Annotated in this window: 25 protein-coding genes, 1 tRNA gene and 1 pseudogene; 16 read left to right on the plus strand and 11 right to left on the minus strand. The window is 40.8% G+C overall.

What is annotated here, in order from left to right; all coding sequences use genetic code 11:
- The first annotated feature begins 41 nt into the window (after nt 1–41).
- Nucleotides 42–117 (plus strand) — tRNA-Arg (locus TERMP_RS00970).
- Between the two features lie 93 nt (nt 118–210).
- On the opposite strand, the gene TERMP_RS11500 is transcribed toward TERMP_RS00970, so the two are convergent.
- Entirely contained in the window at nt 211–354 is a 144-nt protein-coding gene (locus TERMP_RS11500) for a hypothetical protein (protein ID WP_013466474.1), read from the minus strand.
- Between the two features lie 425 nt (nt 355–779).
- Here TERMP_RS11500 and hpkA point away from each other — a divergent pair, with 425 nt between their 5' ends.
- From hpkA to dnaG, 4 genes and pseudogenes are all read left to right on the plus strand, one after another.
- A complete protein-coding gene (gene hpkA, locus TERMP_RS00975) occupies nt 780–983 on the plus strand; it encodes an archaeal histone HpkA (RefSeq protein WP_013466475.1) in 204 nt (67 codons plus the stop codon).
- Nucleotides 984–1,062: 79 nt separating this feature from the next.
- Nucleotides 1,063–2,337 (plus strand): TIGR04013 family B12-binding domain/radical SAM domain-containing protein, encoded by a 1,275-nt coding sequence (locus TERMP_RS00980; RefSeq protein ID WP_013466477.1) that lies wholly within the window; start codon nt 1,063–1,065, stop codon nt 2,335–2,337.
- 77 nt (nt 2,338–2,414) lie between these two features.
- Nucleotides 2,415–2,811, plus strand: a pseudogene (locus tag TERMP_RS00985) (toprim domain-containing protein); the annotation flags it as partial.
- A gap of 3 nt (nt 2,812–2,814) precedes the next feature.
- On the plus strand, nt 2,815–4,194 hold the full coding sequence (dnaG, locus tag TERMP_RS00990) for a DNA primase DnaG (protein ID WP_048159877.1): 1,380 nt from the start codon (nt 2,815–2,817) through the stop codon (nt 4,192–4,194).
- 159 nt (nt 4,195–4,353) lie between these two features.
- Here dnaG and tmk read toward each other — a convergent pair whose 3' ends face one another.
- The 3 genes from tmk to TERMP_RS01005 all read right to left on the minus strand — a co-directional run bounded on the left by tmk (nt 4,354) and on the right by TERMP_RS01005 (nt 6,891).
- Nucleotides 4,354–4,983 carry a dTMP kinase gene (gene tmk, locus TERMP_RS00995; protein WP_013466480.1) on the minus strand — a complete coding sequence of 210 codons (630 nt, stop codon included), beginning with the start codon at nt 4,981–4,983 and terminating at the stop codon, nt 4,354–4,356.
- Nucleotides 4,984–5,090: 107 nt separating this feature from the next.
- Nucleotides 5,091–5,795, minus strand: a complete 705-nt coding sequence (locus TERMP_RS01000) for a phosphohexomutase domain-containing protein (RefSeq protein ID WP_013466481.1) — start codon at nt 5,793–5,795, stop codon at nt 5,091–5,093.
- 10 nt (nt 5,796–5,805) lie between these two features.
- Nucleotides 5,806–6,891, minus strand: a complete 1,086-nt coding sequence (locus tag TERMP_RS01005) for a sugar phosphate nucleotidyltransferase (RefSeq protein WP_013466482.1) — start codon at nt 6,889–6,891, stop codon at nt 5,806–5,808.
- A gap of 159 nt (nt 6,892–7,050) precedes the next feature.
- Between TERMP_RS01005 and TERMP_RS01010 the strand changes: the two genes are divergently transcribed.
- From TERMP_RS01010 to TERMP_RS01030, 5 genes are all read left to right on the plus strand, one after another.
- Nucleotides 7,051–8,937 (plus strand): phosphoenolpyruvate carboxykinase (GTP), encoded by a 1,887-nt coding sequence (locus tag TERMP_RS01010; RefSeq protein ID WP_013466483.1) that lies wholly within the window; start codon nt 7,051–7,053, stop codon nt 8,935–8,937.
- An 80-nt stretch (nt 8,938–9,017) separates the two neighbouring features.
- Nucleotides 9,018–9,635 carry a potassium channel family protein gene (locus TERMP_RS01015; RefSeq protein ID WP_013466484.1) on the plus strand — a complete coding sequence of 206 codons (618 nt, stop codon included), beginning with the start codon at nt 9,018–9,020 and terminating at the stop codon, nt 9,633–9,635.
- Nucleotides 9,622–10,215 carry a potassium channel family protein gene (locus TERMP_RS01020; protein WP_013466485.1) on the plus strand — a complete coding sequence of 198 codons (594 nt, stop codon included), beginning with the start codon at nt 9,622–9,624 and terminating at the stop codon, nt 10,213–10,215. Before TERMP_RS01015 ends, TERMP_RS01020 begins: the two co-directional genes overlap by 14 nt.
- A 109-nt stretch (nt 10,216–10,324) precedes the next feature.
- Entirely contained in the window at nt 10,325–12,826 is a 2,502-nt protein-coding gene (malP, locus tag TERMP_RS01025) for a maltodextrin phosphorylase (RefSeq protein WP_013466486.1), read from the plus strand.
- Between the two features lie 96 nt (nt 12,827–12,922).
- Nucleotides 12,923–14,212 carry a sodium-dependent transporter gene (locus TERMP_RS01030; protein ID WP_013466487.1) on the plus strand — a complete coding sequence of 430 codons (1,290 nt, stop codon included), beginning with the start codon at nt 12,923–12,925 and terminating at the stop codon, nt 14,210–14,212.
- 4 nt (nt 14,213–14,216) lie between these two features.
- Here TERMP_RS01030 and TERMP_RS01035 read toward each other — a convergent pair whose 3' ends face one another.
- Nucleotides 14,217–15,020, minus strand: coding sequence for a class I SAM-dependent methyltransferase (locus TERMP_RS01035; protein ID WP_013466488.1), 804 nt, complete (start codon nt 15,018–15,020; stop codon nt 14,217–14,219).
- Between the two features lie 282 nt (nt 15,021–15,302).
- Here TERMP_RS01035 and TERMP_RS01040 point away from each other — a divergent pair, with 282 nt between their 5' ends.
- Together TERMP_RS01040 and TERMP_RS01045 are read left to right on the plus strand one after the other, a co-directional pair.
- Nucleotides 15,303–15,599 carry a hypothetical protein gene (locus TERMP_RS01040; RefSeq protein ID WP_013466489.1) on the plus strand — a complete coding sequence of 99 codons (297 nt, stop codon included), beginning with the start codon at nt 15,303–15,305 and terminating at the stop codon, nt 15,597–15,599.
- Nucleotides 15,554–16,057 carry a putative toxin-antitoxin system toxin component, PIN family gene (locus TERMP_RS01045; RefSeq protein ID WP_013466490.1) on the plus strand — a complete coding sequence of 168 codons (504 nt, stop codon included), beginning with the start codon at nt 15,554–15,556 and terminating at the stop codon, nt 16,055–16,057. Before TERMP_RS01040 ends, TERMP_RS01045 begins: the two co-directional genes overlap by 46 nt.
- A 15-nt stretch (nt 16,058–16,072) precedes the next feature.
- On the opposite strand, the gene TERMP_RS01050 is transcribed toward TERMP_RS01045, so the two are convergent.
- The 5 genes from TERMP_RS01050 to TERMP_RS01070 all read right to left on the minus strand — a co-directional run bounded on the left by TERMP_RS01050 (nt 16,073) and on the right by TERMP_RS01070 (nt 22,329).
- Nucleotides 16,073–17,788, minus strand: a complete 1,716-nt coding sequence (locus TERMP_RS01050) for a glutamate--tRNA ligase (RefSeq protein WP_013466491.1) — start codon at nt 17,786–17,788, stop codon at nt 16,073–16,075.
- A gap of 83 nt (nt 17,789–17,871) precedes the next feature.
- On the minus strand, nt 17,872–18,732 hold the full coding sequence (locus TERMP_RS01055) for a phosphatase PAP2 family protein (protein WP_013466492.1): 861 nt from the start codon (nt 18,730–18,732) through the stop codon (nt 17,872–17,874).
- 11 nt (nt 18,733–18,743) lie between these two features.
- On the minus strand, nt 18,744–19,607 hold the full coding sequence (locus TERMP_RS01060) for an alpha/beta hydrolase (protein WP_013466493.1): 864 nt from the start codon (nt 19,605–19,607) through the stop codon (nt 18,744–18,746).
- Nucleotides 19,604–20,908 (minus strand): MFS transporter, encoded by a 1,305-nt coding sequence (locus TERMP_RS01065; RefSeq protein ID WP_013466494.1) that lies wholly within the window; start codon nt 20,906–20,908, stop codon nt 19,604–19,606. Before TERMP_RS01065 ends, TERMP_RS01060 begins: the two co-directional genes overlap by 4 nt.
- Nucleotides 20,909–21,000: 92 nt before the next feature.
- Nucleotides 21,001–22,329 (minus strand): SLC45 family MFS transporter, encoded by a 1,329-nt coding sequence (locus tag TERMP_RS01070; protein WP_013466495.1) that lies wholly within the window; start codon nt 22,327–22,329, stop codon nt 21,001–21,003.
- 91 nt (nt 22,330–22,420) lie between these two features.
- On the opposite strand from TERMP_RS01070, the gene TERMP_RS01075 reads away from it, so the two are divergent.
- Genes TERMP_RS01075 through TERMP_RS01085 form a run of 3 tightly spaced genes read left to right on the plus strand, consistent with a single transcriptional unit; the run spans nt 22,421 to nt 24,226 of the window.
- Nucleotides 22,421–23,140: a glycerophosphodiester phosphodiesterase family protein gene (locus tag TERMP_RS01075; RefSeq protein WP_048159702.1), complete on the plus strand. Its 720-nt coding sequence runs from the start codon at nt 22,421–22,423 to the stop codon at nt 23,138–23,140.
- A 48-nt stretch (nt 23,141–23,188) separates the two neighbouring features.
- Nucleotides 23,189–23,944 carry a glycerophosphodiester phosphodiesterase family protein gene (locus TERMP_RS01080; protein WP_013466497.1) on the plus strand — a complete coding sequence of 252 codons (756 nt, stop codon included), beginning with the start codon at nt 23,189–23,191 and terminating at the stop codon, nt 23,942–23,944.
- Between the two features lie 39 nt (nt 23,945–23,983).
- Nucleotides 23,984–24,226 (plus strand): UPF0175 family protein, encoded by a 243-nt coding sequence (locus TERMP_RS01085; RefSeq protein ID WP_148221049.1) that lies wholly within the window; start codon nt 23,984–23,986, stop codon nt 24,224–24,226.
- Here TERMP_RS01085 and TERMP_RS01090 read toward each other — a convergent pair.
- A complete protein-coding gene (locus TERMP_RS01090) occupies nt 24,223–24,615 on the minus strand; it encodes a hypothetical protein (RefSeq protein ID WP_148221050.1) in 393 nt (130 codons plus the stop codon). The two genes, TERMP_RS01085 and TERMP_RS01090, sit on opposite strands and share 4 nt — an antisense overlap.
- A gap of 61 nt (nt 24,616–24,676) precedes the next feature.
- Between TERMP_RS01090 and TERMP_RS11755 the strand changes: the two genes are divergently transcribed.
- The gene (locus TERMP_RS11755) at nt 24,677–25,357 is read left to right on the plus strand and encodes a HEPN domain-containing protein (RefSeq protein WP_013466500.1); all 681 of its coding nucleotides are present in this window, start codon (nt 24,677–24,679) and stop codon (nt 25,355–25,357) included.
- Nucleotides 25,358–25,418 lie beyond the last annotated feature (61 nt).

Genomic DNA, 25,418 nt, shown 5'->3' on the forward strand with positions numbered 1-25,418 from the left:
ACCGTAAGCTTTATGTAAAGCGCAAATTAAAATCTTTCTGAGGGCCCGTGGCCTAGGGGATAGGGCGTCGGCCTTCGGAGCCGAAGGTCGCGGGTTCAAATCCCGCCGGGCCCGCCAACAAACTTTCCGATGAAAAGGATCAAAATTATTTGTCCTATTTTAATTGCTGTTCTTTTAGGTATTCCACTTAATTGGCAGTTCTTTAAAGGGTCATTCGAAAAGTGCCCTAAAGAATTTATAAGTTTCAACTAAACTTTGGGAAAAGTTTAAAACTGCATCCCCGTGTTTTTCCCGGCTCTCCTCAACTATTGGGGATAATGCTTTCTTAACGTCTTCTACTTCCTTCATTCCCATAGGCTACAGGTATGTCTTAGCCTCTGAAATCTATTAATTCTGAGCAGTTAGTTTTTCTTAAAAAGCATGCTTGTGTCTTTGTTGCTTAATGTTGCTGTCAAGTGTTGAGAGGGGACTCCCTATCTCATGGTGGAATCTGCTTTTGTGTCTTTTTTCGACCAATGAGAGTCGTGAGATTTATACCTCCATGTATCCCTATATTTGAATAGAAGGCACTACCCAGGTGGTGCCTTATATTTCGCTGATTGTCTATATATCGGGGTATATCAAATCCAGCATATCTAAAAATTTTCAGTTGGGGATTTACATGTGATATATTAACGTACAGCTGATTAAAAGCCATGAGATTGCTCTATTTACCGAAAGGTTTATATATCTTTAAACGCAGAAAGAATATTGAAGAACCCTTTAAGGAGGTGTTGTGAATGGCTGAGTTGCCAATTGCCCCAATTGACAGACTTATTAGGAAGGCTGGTGCTGAGAGAGTCAGCGAAGAAGCAGCCAAGGTTCTTGCCGAGTACCTTGAGGAGTACGCAATTGAGCTTTCAAAGAAGGCCGTTGAGTTTGCCAGACACGCTGGCAGAAAGACAGTCAAGGCTGAGGACATCAAGCTCGCTATTAAGGCTTGAGGATATTGCCCTTGCTTCTTAGCTTTTCTATTTTGATTTTTGGGCAATTTTTAAAAATCCATTCTGAAAGTTTTTTATCATGCATGAAATAGCAATCCGCATGACAAAAAGGAATCATAATGCTTTTGTTCACCTCCTTGGGGCATTAGAGAGCCAGGGATTTGACATTAGTGGTTTTTTAATAACTAAAGACTTCAACGAAATCCTCAAAGCGAAGCCCAAAGTTGTTCTGTATTCTTTCTTCACTGAGGAAATCTGGGAAGTTGAGAAGGAAGTTAAAATCCTGAAGGAAAAATTTAGCCCTCTCTTAATTGCCGGAGGTTATCATGCTACCGCAATGCCAAAGCACACTTTGAATGTTTTGGGCTTTGATATTGCTGTAATTGGAGAAGGAGAAGAGGTTCTCTATCAACTTCTGACAACTCTAAAACGAACCAAATTTAAAATTACAAAGGAGCTATTGTCTATTCGCGGTCTGGCATTCTATTTAAATGGAGAATTTGTATTCACAGGATTTGCCAAAGTTGATGATTTTGCTAAGTTTCCTCCCTTTGCGGAAAGCTCTTTTTTAATAGCACCTATTGAGATAAGCAGGGGCTGTCCCTTTGGGTGCTACTACTGCCAGACTCCCTACATTAAGGGATTTAAGATGAGACATAGGCCAATAGACCAGATTGTGAAGTATTCAAAAAGAATGAGGGATATGCGTTACATCACTCCAAACGCCTTTGCTTACGGAAGTCCAGGAGCAATTTTAAAACTTGATAAACTTGAAGCCCTTCTAAAAGCTCTTCAACCGTTAAGAAAAGAAGGACGGCGTTTATTTTACGGAACGTTCCCGAGTGAAGTGAGGCCAGAATTTGTAAAACCCGAAACCCTTGAGCTTCTCATCAAATATGCAGATAACAGAAGACTCGCCATTGGAGCACAGAGCGGAGATGATGTCATGCTTAAGGCTATGCACCGCTTACATACAGTTCGTTATGTGATGGAAGCTGTTGAGTATATGATTGAATACGGGATTGAGCCGGTTGTTGACTTCATTGTCGGCTTGCCTAATGAAAGTGAAGAAAGCCAGAGAAAGAGCATTGAGCTGATGAAGTGGATTATGCGTAAGGGCGGAAAGGTTAGGGCGCACTACTTCATGCCTCTACCAGGAACCCCTTGGGCGAGATGTAAACCCTCACCATTAAGCGAGGAGATGAAGAAGTTTTTGGGCAGGATGGCAGCAAAGGGCAAAATCGAAGGAGCATGGGGCATTCAGATTCAGCTTTCCAAAAAACTGCAGAAGTTGATTGAAGAATTTTATGAGGAACCTATGAGCTATGTTGGGAAAGTCAATGAGATTTGCTGAGTAAGATTGTCATATTTATGCAACCTTCTTCCCAAAAATTTATAACCTCATAAACTTCTCATCAACACGACGGCAAAATGTATGCCGAAAACTATAAAAGATTCGAACTGCTGATAGATAAATTGCGAGAGTTTGATGGTGCTATCATCGTGGAAGGTTTGCGAGACGAGGTGGCTTTAAGGAAATTGGGGGTCAGAGCGGAGATAATAAGGCTCTCACGCTTACCGCTCTCAGAAGTGGCTTTAATTGCTTCACAGTATCATGAGGTCATGATATTAACTGATTTGGACAGAAAAGGTGAAGAGTTGGCGAAAAAGCTGACTCAGTATTTGGAAGGCTATAAATGCAGAGTAGATACAGAGACAAGAAAAGAACTCAAAATGATTGCAAAAAAGGACATTAAGGGCATTGAGGACTTGTATGGGCTCTACACTAAAGTCACTCTCCGTTTCTGACCCCCTTAAGGAGGGGATTTCCTTGAAAAGAAAAAGGACAGTGCTCCAACATATTTTGTCGGAAAAGCAAAAGTTTGAAAAAAGAAAGGTAGGTGGGAACATGTCAGCAAAGGACGATTTTGGAACAACTAAATATGTGATCTATGCTGAATTTGAGGCAAATGGAGTTGTTGAAAGACCTGACGTTGTTGGGGCTATTTTTGGTCAAACTGAGGGGCTACTTGGAGACGATTTAGATTTAAGAGAGCTCCAAAAGACTGGTAGAATTGGAAGGATAAAAGTTGAAGTTCACACAAAGGCTGGAAAAACATACGGAACAATTACAGTGCCATCAAGTCTTGATAGAGTCGAGACAGCAATCTTAGCGGCTGCACTGGAAACAATAGATAGGGTTGGGCCATGTGAGGCAAGGATTAAAGTGATAAAAATCGAAGATGTTAGGGCAACAAAGAGGAAATACATCATTGAGAGAGCTAAGGAAATACTTGAAACGCTCATGGAGGAGGAAATTCCGGAGAGCCAAGAGCTCACTGAAGAAGTCAAAAAGGCAGTCAGGGCAAAGGAGCTCATTGAATATGGTCCCGAAAAATTACCAGCTGGGCCTCATGTGCCGTTCTCAGACTCAATTATCGTCGTTGAGGGAAGAGCTGATGTGCTTAACCTTCTCAAGCACGGAATAAAGAATGCCATTGCCGTTGAGGGAACTTCAGTTCCAGAGACAATTATCAGACTGAGCAAGGAAAGAATTGTAACGGCATTTACAGATGGAGACAGAGGTGGAGAGCTTATCCTTAAGGAGTTGCTGCAAGTTGCCGATATTGATTACGTAGCAAGAGCGCCAGAGGGAAAGGAAGTTGAGGAGCTTACAAAGAAAGAGATAATAAAAGCTTTGAGGAGCAAAGTACCAGCAGAGCAGGTTATAAATGAGCTGTTCTACAAAGGCAAAAGCTTCTATGATTTAATCAAGGAAAAAGAGAGAGAAAAGTCTGAAGAAACAAGAAAGGAGGAAGTTAGAGTAGAGAAGCCCCCTGTTGCAGTTAAAGAGGAGGGAAAAGAAGCAAGAGTCGAACAAAAGAGGGAAGAGAGATTTATAAAGCCGATTCAGGTTCCAAAAGCAGCAGAACTTGAGAAATTCAAGGAATTCGTCGAAAAAGTGAAAAACAATTCAATGGCTATCTTGCTGGATGAGGATAGAAACGTCATTGCGGAAATACCGGTTAGAGATCTACTTAGCTCTTTAAATGACAAAGAGGGGATACATGCAATAATATTCAACGGCATAATAACGCAGAGGTTAATTGACATTGTAAGTGAAAAGGGTGTCAAATACTTAATTGGGGCAAGAAAGGCAAATGTAGTCAGAAGACCAGTTGATTTGAAGATCATTACCTTTGCTGAGTGATTTTTATTTATTTCGCCTCAGCTAACCCTCTTTTCTTCATCAATTCAGAGTGGCTAACGATCATCATTGGCTAAGAGTTTTTAAAGAAAAGAGAATTAAAAGCTTTGGGATGATGTGCGTTTACCGGTCTGAGCTGTGATGATATCGGCACTGTCTGACCTATTCTTTTTTGTTTAAAATTTCATGTTCAACTAACGCAACTATATCATTGTGTATGTCCTCAATTGATGCAAGAGCATTTACAATTTTCATTTCTGGGAACATTTCAACGAGTTTAAGGTAGTTCTCTCTGACCTTTTTTTGTAGCTCTGCTATTCTATCAAACTCAGATTTTAGCTGTCTTCCATTTATCCTTTTCATACTCTCTTTAACAGGTAAGTCAAGGAGGATCACCAAATCTGGTCTGATTGCAAATTTGTTCAGATTTATAAGCCATTCCAAATCTAAACCACGGGCCCATTGATAAGCAAGGGAGGAATAGAAATATCTATCTGAGATTACAACTTTTCCAGTCCTAAGGGAGGGTTCTATTAATTTCTTCACATGCTCGGCCCTGTCAGCAGCGAACAAAAGGGCTTCAGCCTCATGGCTTATCTTTGCCCCATCTATAATACCCTCCCTGCCCCCTGTCAGAACGAGTTTTCGTATCAGTTTTCCAAATGCCGTATCTGTTGGTTCTTTTGTTAATACCACGTTATATCCTCTCTTTTCAAACCATTTTGCCAGTAATTTTGCTTGTGTTGACTTGCCTGCACCATCAATGCCTTCTATCACGATGAAAATACCCACAGCTGACACCTCCATGATCAAAACAACTGCATATGCTTAAATCTTAAAGTGAACATTTTGTTTTTAATCCTTTTTGCCAAGGTAAGAAATTAAATAGAACCAGGATATTACAATCTCTTTAAATATTCGAGAAACTTCCACATACTTCCAAAGGATTTTTCTTCCCCTGCCTTGTATAGCTCAATAATGCCTTCTGGCTTAAAGCGTAGCCCAAAGTCGTACTCTCCTTTCTTGAGTTTTTGCAGAAAGACCTCTTTTGGTTTCGGTGGCAAATAGCTTGTCATCATGTCATTTATCAAATCTGCCTCGAATCCAAAGTGTTCATTGAGTCTTGGGAACAAAAGCACTGCTGGGGTATTCATGCAGTCCACAAGGGCTTTTCCCTCCACTCTAAAGTTGTGATGCTTGAATATTTCATGCAGAAAGTCATCAAGGGCATTTGGATAATACACGGTTGCTCCGATATCATTTGGAGGAGCCTCGATGAAGTTCTTACTTTCAACTATTGCTTTAATTTCATCAACGTCAAGTCCGCTAACTTCAACCCGTACTCCCCCGTGGTAATAGACGTATGCCAATGGAAGCCCCTTCCTATGGGCAAAATCCTTTAGTGCAATCAACGGGATAAGCCTAACATCCATAATCGTTGAGCCAGTGCTTACGATACCAACAACAAGTGCTCTCTTTCCATACCTTGATATTGCCCTTCCATCCCTTCCCACTATTATGGTTCCTTGGGCAACAGTCCCGATTGCTCTACCCAGCAAAGCTAACTCTTCAGGATTAAATTTTTCCGAACGATAAATCTCCATTTGTATCACCTCAATCTGGCAGGATTATGCTTTCTTTTCCAATTCTTGACTCAACCCAAATCTTGACATTCGCACCAACTTTGCTGAACTCTTCTATTACGGTATTATCACCAATAACGCTTCCTGCCTCTATTTCAACACCTTTACCTATATACACATTTTCCCCGATTATCGCCTCCCTTATCTCGGCGCCTTCCTCGATCGTAACATTTGAGAATATTACTGAACGTTCTATTTTAACATTTCTGCCAATTTCGACATTATTTCCCAGCACGGCAAAACCCCTGACTTCAAATTTTCTGAGCTTGCATCTTCTTCCAGTGACTATAGCCCCTCCATATTCCAAGTTTCCTTTTAATGTGTCCACTCTAATCTCTGGCAATCTTAGCTTTCCGAGGAAAACATCTTCCGTTGCCTGAAGATAACTTGATGGTCTCCCTACATCGTTCCAGTATTCTTTAAAGGGAAATCCATAGAGAGGCAAATTCTCTTCAAGCATTTTGGGGAATAAGTGGAGAGAATAGTCAAAATTTGTTTTAGGTGGTATTAAATCAAAGACTTCTGGTTCAAATACATAAATCCCAGCATTAACAAGGTTGCTGAATGCTTCCTCTGGCTTGGGTTTCTCTTTAAAGCGAATTATCCTATTTTCGTTATCAACAATTGCAATGCCGTATTGGGTTGGGTCTTCTACTTCGCTGAGAGCTATTGTTGCCAATGCTTTTTTCTTTTTGTGATACTCATAGAGTGCCTTTATGTCAAGGTTCGTTAGTACATCGCTTGATGCAACTATGAAGGTGTCCTCAATTTTGTCCACTACTTTTTTTGTGGCTCCAGCAGTTCCGAGTTTTATGTTCTCCCCATTAGAATAATGGATTTCAACACCAAATTCACTACCATCTCCGAAGTAATCCATTATCCTTTCTTTTAAGTATCCAACGAGAACAAAGATTTCATCAACACCAGCATCTATAAGGCTCCTAAGTATGTACTCCATCAGCGGTTTATTGAAAAACGGTATCATTGGCTTTGGTCTGTAAACGGTGAGCGGTAACAAACGCGTTCCTTTGCCTCCTGCCATTATTACTGCTTGCATATTTAACACCTAAGAATTAGTTAAGTAAGGAGATATTTAATATACTTTTTGCTGCATTCCTTATAAATCAAAAGCTTTTATGGAAAACCTGGACTCATAAGGAAAAAGCTTGTGTGAAACTTTTTAAGATGCTCATTTAAACTTATGATGGTGATATTAATGGAGATCACACCCATTGAATATCTGAAAGAAAGACTTGAGCCAGAGCAGTTTAAGAAAATTGCTGCGATAAATAACCCTGAACTCCACGAGTTTCTCGCAAAATACATAAAGCTTCTCAACCCTTCAAAAATCTTTGTTGCTACGGACAGCAAAGAAGATGAGGAGTATATAAAGAAAAAGGCAATTGAATATGGGGAGGAGAAGCCATTAGCGACTCCGGGACATACAGTGCACTTTGACAACTATTACGATCAAGCGAGAGATAAAGCGAATACAAAAATCCTTGTTCCAAGGGGCGTTGATTTAGGACCATTCATCAATACTAAAGATAGAGAAGAAGGCTTAAGGGAAATTCACGAACTTATGAAGGACATAATGGTTGGAAAGGAGCTGTTCATATTGTTCTTCGTTCTTGGTCCAAAAAATTCAGTGTTCACTATTCCGGCTGTTCAGCTTACAGATTCAGCTTACGTAGCTCACAGTGAGTTTCTCCTTTACAGAAAGGGTTATGAAGAGTTCAAGCGTTTAGGAAGGGAAGCTAAGTTTCTTAAGTTTGTCCACTCTGCTGGCGAGCTTGATGAAAGAAAGACAAGTAAAAATCTTGACAAGAGGAGAATTTACATTGACTTAGAAAGTGAGACTGTTTATTCCGTAAATACACAATATGGCGGAAACACAATCGGTTTGAAGAAGTTAGCCTTCCGTTTGACTATAAGGAGAGCAGTTAAAGAGGGCTGGCTTTCAGAGCATATGTTCCTTATGAGGGTAAACGGTCCAGAGGGAAGGAAAACCTACTTTACTGGAGCATTTCCATCAATGTGCGGCAAAACATCAACAAGCATGATTCCGTGGGAGAACATAGTCGGCGATGATTTGGCATTTATAGTTGACATGAAAGGCGAGGCAAGGGGAGCAAATGTTGAGGCTGGAGTCTTTGGAATTATCCATGGGATAAACAAGGAAGATGATCCAATAATCTGGGAAGTTCTCCACTCACCTAATGAGATAATATTCTCGAACGTCCTAATTAAGGATGGAAAGCCCTACTGGACGGGAATGGGGGAGGAAATCCCAAATGAAGGCGAAAATCACAGTGGAAAATGGTGGAAAGGGAAGAAAGATGCTGAGGGGAACGAGATCCCACCAAGTCACAAGAATGCACGTTTTACAGTTAGACTTGATGCCTTCCCAAATCTTGATAAAGAAGCCTTAGATGCTCCCTGTGGAGTTAAAATAGGTGGAATGATCTATGGAGGAAGGGATAAAGATACTTGGCCTCCAGTGAGGGAGGCATTTGACTGGACTCATGGAGTAATAACTATGGGAGCAGCACTTGAAAGTGAGACAACCGCTGCAACCCTTGGCAAGGAGGGAGTTAGACAGTTTAATCCAATGTCGATCCTTGATTTCCTTTCAGTTCCAATTGGTGAATACATACAAAACTACATCCGCTTTGGAGAGAGGCTTAGGGAGAAGCCAAAGATATTTGCAGTAAACTACTTCCTTAGAGATGAGAATGGAAACTGGCTGAACGACAAGCTTGACAAAGCAGTCTGGCTAAAGTGGATGGAGCTTAGAGTTCATGGGGATGTGGATGCTATAGAGACACCAATTGGCTATATTCCTAAGTATGAAGACCTCAAGCGCTTATTCAAACAGGTACTCAACAAAGAATACAAAAGAGAGGACTATGAGAAGCAGTTCATGATAAGGGTTCCAGAGCTTTTAGCAAAGATTGATAGAATAGAGAAGATATACCGTGAGAAAGTCAAAGATGCCCCCGAGGTTCTTTTCAGGGTGCTTGAAGAGGAGAGGAAGAGACTTCTCGAGGCAAGAAAGAAATATGGTGACTACATCTCTCCATTCCAGTTTGAGAGGGCTTAAAATTTTCAGCATTTTTTCAACCTTTTTATGGAAAAACCTAAAAACGGGATATGCATACTGACCTTTGGTGAGGATAAAGGATGGAGGATATGGAAGAGTTTGAATATCAGCCAAGGAGTGTTAAAGATCTCTTTATTGAGATGAAGAACATTGCTGAACTCATGGTCGATCTGGCATATACCTCTATTCTGTTTGGTGATAAGGAAATTGCTGAGGAAGTTGTGGATTTGGAAGAGAGGATGGATTTACTTAACTACCAGATGACACTTCATGCTGTTTTAGCAGCAAGAAACGTAAAAGAAGCCGAAAAAGTGACATCAATTCTCCAAATGGCGAATGCTATAGAAGACATCTCCAACGCAGCTGGGGACTTAGCAAAAATGGTTCTTGAGGGCCTTGAACTGCATCCAGTTATAAAAGAAGCTATTCTTGAGAGCGAAGAAGTCATTGCAAAAATTGTTGTCAGTCCAGATTCAGTTCTTGTTGGAAAAACACTTGGAGAGCTTGACTTAGCAACGAATACAGGGGTTTGGGTTATAGCAGTTAGAAGAGGCAGAAGGTGGATTTTTGGTCCAGATAAGGATTTCAAGATAAAACCTCACGACGTTCTCATAGGAAGAGGAACCCATACTTCGGTTGAGCACCTAAAGGAAATAGCGAGAGGGGTCATTAGGGTGGTCGGCAATGAAAGAGCTTGAGGAGATTAAAGATTGTTTAGTTGAAATGAAGAACCTCTCATCTCTTATGGTAGATCTGGCATTTTCTTCCGTTATGTATAACAGTGAGGACATAGCTGATGAAGTGTATATTCTTGAAGAAAAAATGGATGAGCTAACTCTGAAGGTGAAAAAACTCGCGTTAAGGGCAGCAAAAAATGAAAGCGATCCAGAAAAGCTTTTGAGTATTATAGAGATGGCAACAATAAATGAGCAGATATCAGATTCAGCATATGAAATAGCGGATTTAATTTTAAGGGATGTAGAGCCGCATCCTATAATACGAAAAATAATGCACGATGTCGAAGAAGAGATTGGGCGTGTTAAAGTCAATAAAGGGTCGATTTTGATTGGCAAGAGCTTAAAACAGTTGAAATTGCCGACGAAGATAGGTGTCAGACTAATAGCTATAAAACGCGGAAGCAAGTATATATACAACCCTAATAAGGATGAGGAGATAAAAGAAGGGGATATTCTCATAGCGGTTGGTTCTGGAATTGATCGGTTGAGGGAACTTTCCAATGAAAAAGGCGAAGAAGGAGAAAGGATAGAGGAAGAATAACTTCTAATTTTTGTTTTTATCATGATGCTTTTCTTTTTCCAAAATACTTTTATGTATCACTGTCAATGAGTATGGTAGTAGGGAGTATAAAACTACGGGGTGTTGAAGAATGGTGGTCGAATCAACGATTAAAGAGAAGCTTCCTGAAAATATTAGGGGCTTGGCAAAGCTTGCTTATAACTATTGGTGGAGCTGGGATCACAAAGCCACAAAAATGTGGATGTATATCGATGAAGAGCACTGGAGGGAGTATAAAAATCCAGTGAAGCTTCTCCTCGATGTAGATAAGGAAAGATTAAAAGAGCTTGCAAGAGATGAATTCTTTCTTGATTTATATGAGCTTGTAATGAGCAATTTTGAAAGATACATGAGTGAGAAGAACACCTGGTTCTCTATTAATTATCCAAAGTGGGACAAGCCGATAGTGTATCTGTGCATGGAATATGGTATCGGAAAAAGTCTGCCCATTTATTCTGGTGGTCTTGGTATCCTTGCTGGGGATCATATAAAGACGGCAAGTGATTTGGGTTTGCCCCTTATTGCAGTGGGTCTTCTCTATAAGCATGGCTATTTCAAGCAGGAAATAGATGAAAACGGTAGACAAATTGAGGAGTTTCCAAGTTATGATCCAAAAGAAATGCCCATAAAGCAGATTCTCAAGGAGAATGGGGAGCCACTCCTAATTTCAGTTCCAATTGAGGATAGAGAGGTATATGCAAGGGTGTTTGAGGTAAACGTTGGGAGGATCAAGCTGTATCTACTTGACACCGATGTAGAACAGAATGAGGAGGACGACAGAAGAATATGTGACTACCTTTACAATGCTGAGCTTGACAAAAGAATTAAACAGGAAATTCTGCTTGGGATTGGAGGAATGAGGCTTTTAAAAGCTCTTAAAATTGAACCTGGGGTCATACATTTAAACGAAGGCCATCCGGCTTTTGCAAACTTTGAAAGGATTGTATGGTATATGGAGGAAGGACTAAGCTTTGAGGAAGCATTAGAAGTCGTTAGGGGAACGAGTGTTTTCACAACTCACACACCTGTTCCTGCTGGACATGATGTTTTTCCAGTCTGGTTTGTTGAGGAGAAGCTTGGAAAGTTCTTTGAGGGTTTACCCAAGGAAAAATTCTTGGCTTTAGGTAAGGTTGAGGAAAAAGATCCCAACTTTAATATGAGCCTTTTGGCTATAAAAACCTCTAACTTTATAAACGGCGTCAGTAAGCTTCATGCAGAAGTCACAAAGAAAATGTGGCTTAATCTTTGGAAAGGAGTCCCTATTGACGAGATTCCAATTGAGGGAATAACAAACGGGATTCATACACCAACATGGGTTCATGAAAAGCTTGCTCGTTTGTATGACAGATACATGGGGAAGGTCTGGAGAGAACATGTGAACTTGGAGGGTATCTGGTATGCCATCGAAAGAATTCCAGACAAAGAGCTCTGGGAAGCGCATCTAAAAGCCAAAAGAGAACTGATTGAACTAATCAAGAGAAAAATCAGGGAGAGAAATGCCCGTTTAGGTATTGAGGAGCCAGTTCCAGAAATTGATGAAAATGCTTTGATAATAGGATTTGCAAGGAGATTTGCAACATATAAGAGGGCAACTCTAATTCTGAGCGATCTTGAGCGCCTAAGGAGGATAATGAACAATCCGGAGATGCCTGTGTATCTAATCTTTGCAGGAAAAGCCCATCCAAGGGACGAAGCTGGAAAGGAATTCTTGAAGAAAGTTTACGAAGTTTCCCAAATGCCCGAGTTTAAAGGTAAAATACTCATTATAGAAAACTATGACATGGGTTCTGCCCGTTTAATGGTTGCTGGTGTTGATGTGTGGCTCAACAACCCAAGGAGACCTCTTGAGGCAAGTGGAACGAGCGGCATGAAGGCTGGACTTAACGGCGTCCTTAATTTAAGCATCTATGATGGATGGTGGGTTGAAGGATACAACGGAAGAAACGGCTGGGTCATAGGGGAGGAGACAACAGAACCAGAGACCGAAGAAGATGATATAAGGGATGCTCAGAGTTTATATGATATTCTCGAAAATGAAGTAATCCCCCTTTATTATGAGAACAAAGAAGCTTGGATAAGCATGATGAAGGAGAGCATAAAGAGCATAGCGCCAAGGTTCAGCACCCACAGGATGGTCAAGGAGTACATGACAAAATTCTATACAAAGGCTATGGAGCATGGAATCTGGCTTGTGAGAGATAACTTCCGCTGGGCAAGAGAGATAGCAGCTTGGAAAAAGAAAGTGCTTGAAAATTGGGGGAATGTAAGCATTGAAAAAATAATTACAGAGGATGCTAAGGCAATGGAAGTTGTCATAAACCTTGGAAATCTGAGTCCTGAGGATGTAAAAGTTGAGCTCTACTATGGAGTGAAGGTCAGGGACTACATAATTGAGAAGCCCCACATAGTTGAACTAAAGAGGCCCGAATCTCTGGGGAATGGAAAATACAGATACAGATATGAAGGAAACGCTTTGAGGAATATAATCAATCCATGCTGGCACTATGCTGTGAGAGTTTATCCCTACCATTCAAAGTTGCCATACAGATTCCTGATGGGGGGCATAATAAAGTGGCGTGGATTGCTTGAGTGACTCTTTTCTTTCTATTTAATTTCCTGATCCTCAAGAAATTTTATATACCTGTCCCAATTGAAATTATGATTAAATCAAGCAGCCTGGGGTGATTAAATGGAGGAGAGGACAAAATGGACTATTTACTTGACATTTTTAGTGGCGGGATTTGCTACAGGGATAGGCACCATGGGTCTGTTTCCCCAGTTTTGGCTTCAGTACGGGATAACAGGACTGACAGTGTACTTGATCTTCACACTATTCTTCACGTATCTTGCTATACTTGAGGCAGAATCAACTCAGAAAACGGCATATCACTTTGTAGAGCTTTATACAAAGCTCACAAGAACATCTGGTATGATCATTGCGATTTTACTTGCGATCATGGTGTTCTTATCCTACTACACAGCAAACACAGCCCTTATACTGCTGTCCCCATTCCTTGGAACTGGAGCTCTCGGAAGGCTTATTGCAAAGCTTATTTTGTTAGCTGTAACATTTATAATAATCACAAGGGCCAAAGAGAAAACATTCCTCATAATGGCTGGTGGTTCAGCACTTTTCGTGATCTTTGCTGTGATAACAGCAATAGCATTCAAGACAAAAATACCAGCTGAAAACTTTTATCTGGACCTTGTTAAGGGAATGATATTTGCAAGACAACCACTTTCATTAGCTTTGTTAAGGGATGCTGCTATTAGGGCTTTATATGGTGTCGGTTTGGGCTTTGCGTTCTACTTGATGATTGGAAGCTTTATGGGGAGAAACTTTAACTCTAAGGTAATTATTGGAACTGGCGTAGCTATCCAAGTATTTATTGGAATCATTGCAACGTTTACCGTGATATACTCAGTTGCTCCCGGAACTCCAGGGTTGCTTCTTACATATGCAACAGGTGGAGAAGAAGGTTCAATTAAATTCATGGAGGCTTTGCCTCATGTATTGGCTAATTATCAAATTTTGCTACTCATGATTGCGATGTCGCTCTTTTTTGCAGGTCTTACAAGCATTGTTCCAACAGCTGAAATTGGACTTCAGATTACCCAAATGCTAACTGGCCTAAGCAGAGAAAAGGCTGCAACATATTTTATCAGCTTTGTGGTTCTGCTTGGAATCATTGACTCATACCCTCCAGTTGCCGACATGATGCTTCAGGCAATAAATGTTTTTATCTTCATTGGGGCGATATTTGAGATATATCCCATACTAACAAAACTGAGAAGACAAAAAAGCCCAGTAGAGCATGCAATAGCGACTGTGGGAGCAGTAGTTTTTGCATTATTGGGCATATATGTCATGATTTCGGAGATCAGGATTGGAGGATACAGGGTGGTTTCAACAGTAATAGCCATCGTCCTTTTGATCATAGGAATTGCAATAAAGGAATTCGGAAAGGCTTCGAGATAACTTTTCACTCTTTTGCTTTTATCCACCCCACTGGAGGATGCTCTTCCCCATATTTTTGGAGTTTTTCGCAAGCACTCTCCCACTTTTTGAGTAATATTTCTCGCTTTCTTGTGTCTCTGATCTTCTCAGCATATTTTCTTGGAATATAAGCTAAGAAGTGCGGCAAATTTGGTTCAAAAGTTCCACATTCTTTTATTTTTCCGCCTGCTCTTTCCACAAACTCAATCAACTTTTCAAGCTGGAAATAATGCAGGTCATCCTTCCTACCATAAAGTGCTTCGAATATCTCCTCTCTAAGGTTGTACATCTCCAAGTGAGTCTCTTGTCCCTTTGTTCTGGCTATTGGCAAACTTTCAGCAATAAAAATTTCATCAGCAACGCGGAGCATCTCGCTAATTACTTTAACAATTGTCTCCTCATTTCTTAGACTTCTAATCCCATGAATTAAAACTGCCAAATCAAAGCTCTTGAAGGGAAATGGTAAATTTTGGGCATCAATTTTCATAGGAATGACTCTCCTCCAAAGCCCAGCGCTCTTAATAATCTCTTTAAAATACGTCCACCTTGCTAAATCCACAGCAACGACTCTTCCAGTTTCCCCAACCATGTAAGCTAACGGCACTGTTGATATGGCATGAGCTCCGCAGCCTATCTCAAGAATGTTCATTCCTTCTTTAATCCCAGCAAATTGCAAAACTTTAAAACGTTCGAGCATCTCAATCTGGAGCCAGTTATTTGGGAGGGGAGGCTCATTCCTCAATGGAATTTTTGGAAGGATTTCATTTTTGAACTTTTCTTCAGAATTCACAGCTGAACACCAATTGTATTGTAAAAACAGCTCTCTTTAAAGCTCTTTTGCAGAAAAAGATTTAAAAGCTGAAGTTGATATTTATGCAGACAAAAATTTTAACTTGCGATTGTTTAATTTTATGTTTGGGTGCTATGGCATAGAAATTATCTTTTAGAGCAATGAGGCAAAAAAGATTTAACTCTTCTTAAAGTATTTCTCCAAAATCAAATTACCAATTCATTCACAATTTTTTCACCAAATTTTTAAACGATTAATGCAAAGGTTAGAGTGGTGAGTTTGGTGGCTACAAAGATAAAGAACTCGGAAGGTGTTAAGCTTCTCATTAATGAAGTTGCAAAGGCTGTTGGTGTTTCGCCTAAAGAGCTTATAGAATATTATGAATGGAAGGCTAACTTAAAGAAGCTCAAGACCAAGAAAATAACCAGAAAGGAGATCCAACAAGTGTTGAACGAGTGGAAGAGCAAAAGGACTGGTATAAGCGAGGAAAAAGCAATTGAGATTTATTATGAGGCTGAGGAGGAAATTAAAAGATGGAAAGAAATCGAAAGAAAGCTCAAAAAGCTCGGTTTAGAGTAGTCGTTGATACTTCAGTTTTAATTGCCGCTCTGATGTCTTCTCAAGGATATGCCTTTGAAGTTATTGAAAAAGTCCTAACTGGTCAGATAACTAACTATTACTCTCGAAAAACACTCCAGGAATACAAGACTGTGGTGGCATATCCAAAAATAATAAAGAAGATTTCAGCTGAAGTTGCAATGTTAAGAGTTAGTGCTTTTGTAGCTTCTTCTAAGCTCATATCAATTAAGAAGAGCCTCCAAAAGAGTAAGCGCATTAAGGAGCTTGTGAAAGATGAAATGGATATTCCGTTTCTTGACGTTGTTTACAATGCTAAAGCTGAGTTTTTGATAACCTATGACAGGAAGCATTTGCTTAAAATCAGAGATAAAGCGAGAAAGTTTAAGCTGAACTCTCATGAGTTCTATATCCTAACACCAAAAGAATTCATCAAGGAATTTTATGAAGTAAAAAGTTAAAGTTGAAAACAAAAATCACTTGTGGGCAAATATTGCCTTAACGACTCCATTTTCAATGGTATCGATTCTGACAAAGCCGAACCTTTCGAACTGCACTATGTCGTCAACTTTAACATCTGCATCTTTCTCAAGCAGACCTTTCTTGACTATGAGCTCATCTCCTTCCGGAATTATAACTTCACACTCTTTTCCTTCTGGAACCCAGTGAATCATGTGCCATCTGTGTTCTCTCGCTTTTTCATATTCGATGCTGTCAAACTCTGCAACTATCTTCTCTTCGCTAACTTCAAGGAGTTTGACGTTGAAGAGATCTTTGAGCCTTATGTATTCGCTCTTCTTGAGCAGTTCTAAATCGTCTTTTGATACATAAACCGGCTTTTCTGGTGTGAATTTTAGCTCTCTGTACCCTTTCTCCGGATGATCTGGATGGAGCGGAACTTTTGCGGTGAATTCTTCCTCAAATCCTTTAATGTACATTGGAATTGGGTCGGCAACGAAGAAATAGCGGTTTGCTACCGGGTCAATCAGCTTTCTGTTTATCGCAGCCAAGTTGTCCCAGCTTATGGTTGTGTCACTCCTCTTGAGCCCAACGCTTATAATCAGTTCTCTTATTGCTTCTGGGAGAATTCCTCTTCTCTTTAAAGCTCTTATTGTTCCTAATCTTGGATCATCCCAGCCTAAGTATTTGCCCTCTTGAATTCCTTTTCTCGTTTTTGATTTGCTCAGAATTACCCCCTCAATTGACAATCTACCGTGATGAACAGTCACTGGATACTCCCAGCCGAAATAGTTGTAAATATAGCGCTGCCTTGTCTCATTCTCAGCATGCTCCTGTCCCCTGAAGATGTGAGTTACGCCAAGGTCATGGTCATCAATGGCTGATGCAAAGTTGTAGAGTGGCCAAACTCTGTATTTGTCCCCAGTTCTGGGATGATCTGGATTGTCAATTATTCTTAAAGCAGGCCAGTCCCTCACAGCTGGGTTCGGATGGTTTAAATCGGTTTTTATCCTAACAACAGCTTCTCCTTCTTTGTAAGTACCGTCAAGCATCTTCTCCCATCTTTCAAGCTGAATTTCAACGGGTTCATCACGGTGAGGGCATGGCTTTCCTGCATCTCTGAGCTTTCTGAATTCTTCTGGCTTGCAGGTACAAACATAGGCTTTTCCCATCTTTATTAGCTCTTCAGCATACTTGTAATAAATCTCAAGTCTGTCGCTGGCGTAATGAATCTCATCAATCCTGAAGCCGAGCCATTTCAAATCCTCGATTATCCACTCATAAAAGATGAGCTCGGGTCTCTTCACCTTTGGATCAGTGTCGTCAAATCTCAGTATGAACTTGCCATCATATATTCTCGCATACTCGTGGCTTAAAATAGCTGCACGAGCATTTCCCAAGTGGAAAGCTCCATCAGGGTTTGGAGCAAACCTTGTAACCACTTTGCCCTTTTCAGCTTTGGGAAGAGGAGGCAACCCTTTCTTTTCTTCATGTTTCTCTTCTTTTTTCTCAAAGAACTCCGGATAAATCTCCCTGAGCTTTGCCTCTTGCTCCTTTATACCCATCTTGTTGACTTCTTCAACTATCTTATTCACGAGAGGGACTATTTCCCTGGCTTTTGGTCTCAGCTCCGGATGACTGCCGAGAACTTTGCCTATGACTGCCTTGGGGTTAGCTTTTCCATTGTGCTGTATTGCATTGATGAGCGCGTACTTTAAAATCAACTCTTCCATGTTATCACCTCTAAGAGAGTGAGCGTTGAGAGAGTTATAAATCTTCTGAAATCATCCATGATAAAAATAGTGGAAGGTAAAGATCATTTTCTGTAGTTATCGGAGAATCTCAAAAATGCCGATGGAACCAGGAATACCATCGTAAATGTTGATATGGCAAATGTCGGTAATCCGGGAGCTCCAGATTTCCAGACAACATAGCCAGCCCCACTGACAAATAGACCAATAGCTGTCATTATCATTCTCTTTTTGAAGGGAATCTCCGATGTATCTGGTAAGTTAAATTGTTTAAATGATGAATATCCAACAACTGCGCCAATCAGGGAGCCCTCAACTATTGAGAATGTCTCATTGGCATATCCAATGCTTCTTGATATCACTGGAAGCAGAAGGCTTAGGATAATTCCTAATAAAGCAACTTTTGGCGTGTATTTGACTTTATTCTTTAGGTATACCCCCAGAGAAATAACTGCTGTTCCCAGTACAATTCCACCAAATATATCCCTCCAGTAATGGACTCTCAGAACTATCCTTGAAAGGGAAATCAAGGCTATCATAGTCAGGCAGAAAACTCTAAATCCAATTCCTTCCCTTGTGTAGGCAAAGTAACCAAAGACCATGCTCGAGCCTTGAGCATGTCCGCTTGGAAATCCATATCCTTCAGCTTCAACTATCCTAAGATTTTCTGGAGGTCTCGGCAGCTTGAAGAAGTTTTTAAGGAACAAATTGAGCCACATGCCAAGGATGAAGGGAATGAAGAGTGCTATTCCATATGATGAACTGTAGCCGAGATATATCACTGGGATTAAAACCATGTAAAATTTCTCGTATCCGAGGAATGTTATAGCCTTCCAAAATGCATAAACTTGAAAGTGGATAGCTAAAACGGAAGAAAGCATGAGAAAAATTGAAACTATAAGTAAGGCCTTGTCGAGTTTCCTCATGTCTGTACACCTTAGAGATGTCTCTCGAAAAACTCCAGAATTCTCTTCTTGTATTCATCCTTTGCTATGAGTATTGTCCTGACATGAGGAGCTTCTGTAACCCAAAGCTCAACGTTTGGATTGATTTTCTTGTTCCTTTCGTAGAACTCCTGAATTTCTTCAACTTTAACGAGCGGGTCTTTCTTTCCAGCTATTAGTAATAGGGGCTTCTTCACTTTGTCTGCATATTCTAATGGGTGAACAACTTTTCCCCCACTTATTATCAGTGTAAATGGCTTCACAAATATATACAGCCACTCTGGGAGCTTTGCAAAATACTTTAAACCACGTGCCCCGGTCTTATCAAGGTGCATTGGTGGAGAATCAGCAACTCCACAGCAAACTCTTTCGTCTTCAGCCAGAGCCCTTATAGTGACCATTGCACCCATTGAGAAACCTATAAGTCCGATCTTCTTAGCTTTCTCCGGATGATTCTCCTTAAGCCAGTCAATCGCTGAGATTAAATCAATCAGCTCTTTGTCTCCAACCGTCGTGTATTTTCCTTCACTCTTCCCATGTGCCCTGAAATCAAATGCAAGGACGTTGTATCCGGCGTTCAGCAGAATTTCCATTGTCGGCTTTATGTAGAGGTCGTTCCACTTGCTTGAGGTGTAGCCGTGAAGGGGAATTACAGTTTTTTCATTCCCTTGGTCAATCCACCATCCGTGAAGATTTAAGCCGTCTTTTGTTTGTATCGTTACTTCCTCGTAGTCATAACCCAAGTCTTTTGGTGTCCATCCTTTGATCTCTCTCGGCGGCTTAACCATTTTGTACGCTACAAAGACTACGAAGAGAAAAAACAGAATTAAAAAGAGGATTAAGATTTTTATAATCATTGCTTCTCACCCGGCTCAAGGTTTTTCATGCGCCATATCATGGGCATTGCCAACAGCACAAGCAATGCACCGATTGGGAACAGAATGCGGTAATTTTCACCGGCTAAGTCAACTATTGCACCACCAATTGTTCCTGCCAAGAGCACTGGTAGTGAGCGAGTAGCCTCAAAGAATCCATAGTATCTGCCTGTAAATGCTTCTCTTTCATAGTGCGTCAGTAGGTCTCCGATAACTGGATAGGATGCTGCCATTAGTATTCCCCATCCTATTCCAGCCAATCCGAGGGCTATCACTATCTCTGTTTGCGTACTTATGAACCATCCCCAGAGCTGTGGCAGGGCAAAGATGATGCCTCCAAGGATTATGCTGAGCCTTCTTCCAAGTTTGTCATAAATTATTCCACCAGGTAATGCTCCAAGCAACACCGTGATGTTAAAGAGTGCCATTAGGTACAGGCCGAGGGATGTTACGGCTTTAACGTTCTCTTCAGTGGCTGCGCCATGGAGGATAAACGCTAAGATTCCATATAGGAAGATCGCTATGAACTCAAAGCTCATCCACCAGAGAGTCTGGGCTGCATAAAACTTTAAGAAGTCCCTGTTTTCAACTATGCTCTTTAAATACCCTATGAGGCTTTCATCCTCTTCAATTTCTGGGGCTTTCGGCTCTTTAACTATGAAATACACGAACAATGCTGCACCAATGAGAAAGACAGCAGTTATTATGAAGGGTATCTTAAGGTAAGGGGTTTGGGCTAAGGCTTTTATGCCCTCAGCTTCTCCTGTTTCGGCTACAGCTTTGGCTATTAGAAATCCAGCCAACCCAAAGAGGAAAAGGTTACCTGCCCACTCCAAAAGCGTAATTACACCACTTGCTTTTCCCCTCTCACCGCTTTCTATTGTATCTGGCATTAATGCCCTAAACTGTGCGGTGTATAGGTGCATCGAGAAGTAGAAGAATGCTAAGGTTAGTGCAAAACCTGCCAGTGGGATTCCAAGTGCATAGGCAGTGTAAATCATCAGTGCTGCTATTCCTGCCAGAAATCCTCCAATCATTATGAAAGGTCTCCTCCTTCCGTGTTTTGATTTTAGTGTATCGCTGTAATACCCCAAAAGTGGTGGGATTAACAACCCTATGATCCCTTCAAGGGCTAAGATAGTACCCTTGACAAATGCAGACTGGGTATAGCTGGAAAGCAGTGGGAATGAAAGTCCTTTATTTAATGCCCACCCTACACTTCTGCTAAACCCAAGAAGTGCTAATCCCAAGACTATTCCCCAGCTAAACTTCTTGCGTTCCATCTCAGCACCCCCTTATTGCTAAATAAAGATTAACGCTCGGAAAGTTTTATGCTTTATGGTAAACGGAGAACAAGAAAAAAGCAAAAAGAAAGTCAATCCATATCTGGGATTAGCTCGTATATGTCCTGCGGTTTTTGTCCTACAATGTCTCCCCTTCTGACAAACTGCACTGCAATCAGTGCCAAGACAAAGAACATTGTAGCAAAGATGAGCAACGACTGATATCCGAAGTGGTCTATTGCTATTCCAGAGAGGGGAGGTGCAAATATGTTCGCTGCCATTGAGAAGAAGTAGTAGAGACCAGTGTATCCCCCAACTTTTTCCTCTGTTGTCATGTCAACGACCATTGGGAGTGAGTTTACGTTCACCATTCCCCATCCAAAGCCTCCGAGAAGGAATAGTGCGGCAAACGCCTTTACTACAAAGTTTACTTCAATTTTTCCGCTTGCGGCTTGGGTTCCGAGATATAAGGCAATAAGCATTACAGCTATTATCACAAATAGCCCGAGTGTTATTGTTTTCTTTCTCCCGATTCTTCCTCCTATAAATCCTGCAGGGATTGAGAACACCATAAATCCTAAGGCAAAGAGCCCAAGCAAGAATGCCCCAGTGCTTTCCTTTATTCCGAGCTCAAACTTGGCATAGCTCGTGAAGAATGTTTCAAGGGAATTGAATGCTATGAACCACAAGAATATTGCCAGCAAAATGAATAGAAGGCTCTTTTCTTGGCTTGCAAAGACATCTTTGAGGTTCTCTTTCAGCTCCCCAAAGCTCTCGTGGCTCGTTTTCTTGAGCAGCTCCCATAAGTTGACCTTTTTCTTTGAGGGCTTTCTGTATTCCTCCGGCTCTTTTATAAATATAACAACCAGCAAGTTGGCAATCAGCATCATTGCGGCTCCAACATAGAAAGGCAGGGCATAGTTAATATCATAGAGAGCTTTTCCTCCAAAGTAAGCGAAGAGTGCTCCTAATCCGCCCATGAAGTTTATTATTCCGTTTGCTTGGCTTCTAAATCTTGAAGGAGTTATATCCGGCATCAGGGCAATTACTGGAGACCTAAAGACTGCCATGAAGAAGTTCATCAAGATTATCGTTCCCATCATCAAAGCCAAGTTCTTATGCGCCCTTGCAACTGGTATCAAAGCAAAGAATATTGCTGCGGATGGTGCACCGATTAAGATGTAGGGCATTCTTCTTCCCAATCTTGTCCTTGTTTTATCACTTAGTGCTCCAAGGTATGGGAGCATAACTATTGCAAAGACATTGTCTATAACCATTACGATTCCAATTATAAACGAGCTGAGTGCAAAATCCTTTAGAAAAATTGGCACATATGCGTTGTACAATGCCCAGATGATGCTTATCCCAAAAAATCCAAATCCCAGAATGAATATCCTCTTATAGCTGAACTTCTCGTTCATTATTGTACACCTCCTGCATTTGATGCATATTTTTGTCTAAGTGACAAGACATTTTTAAGTTTTGAGTATGTGTATTGGAACAGTGATAAGCATGTCTCAAACCATAGTCCTTGGACACGGCGGGTTTAGGGATGTGTATCCGGAAAATACCATAATAGCCTTTGAAAAGGCGATTGAAGCTGGAGCGGATGGAATTGAGTTCGATGTTTGGCTCACAAAAGATGGAAAGCTGGTTACGCTTCATGACGGCAAATTTAGGACAAATGATGAAGTGTACTATATTAAAGAATTGAGCCTAAAGAGCCTCAGAAAATTTCATCCTTATGGCAAATTTATCCCCACCGTCGATGAGCTTTTTGAAATGTTCCCCAACTTGATTTTCAATATTGACGTGAAGGATAAAGAGGCTGTAAAGCCTCTTTTAAAGCTTGTTGAGGAGTTTGACAGCTTTGATAGGGTTATATTCTCATCTCCAAGCCCTGAGACGCTTAGACTTATTAGGAAACATTCCAAAGAAGCTAAACTTGGATTTTCTATAATCACTGAAACGGGAATAGTCAAGGTAGCATTGCTTAAAAGAAACTTGAAGTTATATTCTCTTCACGTGCCGTTAGATGGCATCAGCTATGTCGGATTTCCTATGTTTGTTGCCCTCTTAAAGTGGGTGAGAGGATTGGGAATTAAGATCTTTATGTGGAACTATGAAATGGATGAGCTCTTCTGGTTGCCCAGATTAAAGGGATTATATGACGGGATTATTGCAGATAATGCCGTAAAAGTGCTTAATCTCATAGAATTGGGTGTTCTTTAGGCAAAAAGTTTTTAAACTGCTGAAGATGCTTCTTTTGAGGCGATGAGTATGCCAAGCTGGGAAGAAAACAGAGTTTTAATCCTTGGGCATAGAGGTTTCATGTCGAAATACCCCGAAAACAGCATTTTGGCATTTGTTGAGGCAATTAGTGCAGGTGCAGATGGTATTGAGCTTGATGTCTGGCTGACCAAAGATGGAAAAGCGATAATAATGCACGATGAAACCTTAGAGAGAACTGCAAAGATAAAGAAAAAGACCAAAGACGTTACCCTTGAAGAAATAAAATCAGCTGATTTGGGAATGGGGCAGAGGGTTCCAACCCTTGAGGAAGTTTTTCAGGTCATTCCAGAGGACTCTCTCATTAACATTGAAATAAAGGATGTAGATGCTGCAGAAGAGAGCATTAAAATTGTCAAAAAATTTGATGCCTGCGATAGAGTTATGATTTCTTCATTCAACATCGATGCCCTCAGGAAAGTTAGAGAATACAGTAAAGATGTTAGGCTTGGTCTTTTAATTGATAATGAGCAGATAGTCCCACAGATTCCCAAGCTGAAGGAAGAGCTTAATTTATGGTCGATAAATGCACCTATGGAAGGAATCCCAATCATTGGATTCGAGAAGTTCAAGCAAGCCTTGGCGTGGGCTAAGAGCCTGGGATTAAAAGTTGTTCTCTGGACTGAAAATGATGAGCTGTTCTACGTAAATGACAACTTAAAGCGCTTAGTAGGTTTTTTTGATGTCGTCATTGTCAACGATGTTGTGAGAATGATTGACTATTTAAGGAGTTTGGGTTTGAGGTGATTCTTTTTCTCTCTTCATGCTTGAGCGAGCGAAGGAATTATATATTGCCGTCCTGACGATGTTCTTATATCGCTCAAGCTTCCCAGAAAGGAGCTTGAAAGGGAGCTTAAGCTTGAGTTAGCGGTTATTTTTTATCAGCGGGGAGCATTGTCACTTGGGAAAGCCGCTAAACTTGCGGACATTACAAAAAGGGAGTTTTTAAAGGAGCTTGCAAAAAGAGGGATTCCAAGACACTACACAGAAAAAGAGCTGAAGGAGGATTTGGAGTTTGCCTGTGGTTAAGTTTCTTTTGCCTTCAATCCCTTAACCCTCGACTCGCCAAGCTTTTCACCCATCTTTTCTGCGAGCTTTTCGAGCATCTCCTCCTGCTCGAAGCGCTTAAGACGGTGATAGGATATTACCGTTGCTACCGTGGCGATTAAAGAGGCAACGGATGCCAATTTGACTACCCAAGCAGAGTCTTCCATCACTTTCATGAGCGCTTCTGGGTCTGAGTATAGGAGCATTGAGCCCCCTATAATTCCTAAGAGAATTATCAAACACCGTTTAAAGTCCTCATCCGCTTCTTTTTTATCTTTAGGGTTCTCAATTAAGATGGCTAAAGCATAAAAGCCTCCCGCCATTATCGAAAACATCAATACCACTACACCAAGAGCACCTACCGAGCCCATTTCCCTTCTCCCGAAGGGTTAATATATAAGCTCTACAACATCCATAATTAGAGGGCTTACAATGAGCATTAGCGAGGAGATTAAGCTCCATATTAAGCTTGCCGAGGAAGAGCTTGCCCCAGCCAATGCGCTGCTTGAGCTTGGATATTATAGAGATGCCATAAGCAGGGCATATTATTCCATGTTCCATGCGGCGAAAGCTCTCCTTCTAACAAAAGGCATCAATCCAAAAAAGCATTCTGGAGTTGTCAAGATGTTTGGGTTGCATTTTGTAACGGAAGGGTTTGTTGAGGAAACATATGCCAAGGCTTTTAACCGTGCATTTGCCTTGAGGTCGAGGGCTGACTATGACATCTACTATTCCCCAGCAAATGAAGAAGCCAGAGAAATCGTTGAGAGTGCCGAGGCATTTTTGGAAAGGGTTAAAAGTGCATTGGAGATGATCAGCGATGAAGAAAAAGCTCTTGAAGCCTTTTTAGAAGAACTGAAGGGTAAGTTTGGGGATAGAATTGAGGAAATTATTATTTTTGGTTCCTATGTAAGAGGAGACTATGACGAGGAAAGCGACATTGATGTCATGATAGTTGGCAATGTATCGTTTGATGAAATTATAAATATCTCAACAAAAGTGCTCCTTAAGTATGGTGAGCTCATAAGCCCGATAATTATCAGTCCCGAAGAATTTAGAAGAAGAAATGATTCCTTTATAAAAACTGTTAAGAGGGAAGGAATAAAGGTTTAGGTCTCTTTTATTTGTTTAGAATTAAAGGTAAATGAAGATAAGTCGTCTCTCACCGAAGGAT

Source organism: Thermococcus barophilus MP (assembly GCF_000151105.2).
In the GTDB taxonomy this organism is placed as follows: domain Archaea; phylum Methanobacteriota_B; class Thermococci; order Thermococcales; family Thermococcaceae; genus Thermococcus_B; species Thermococcus_B barophilus.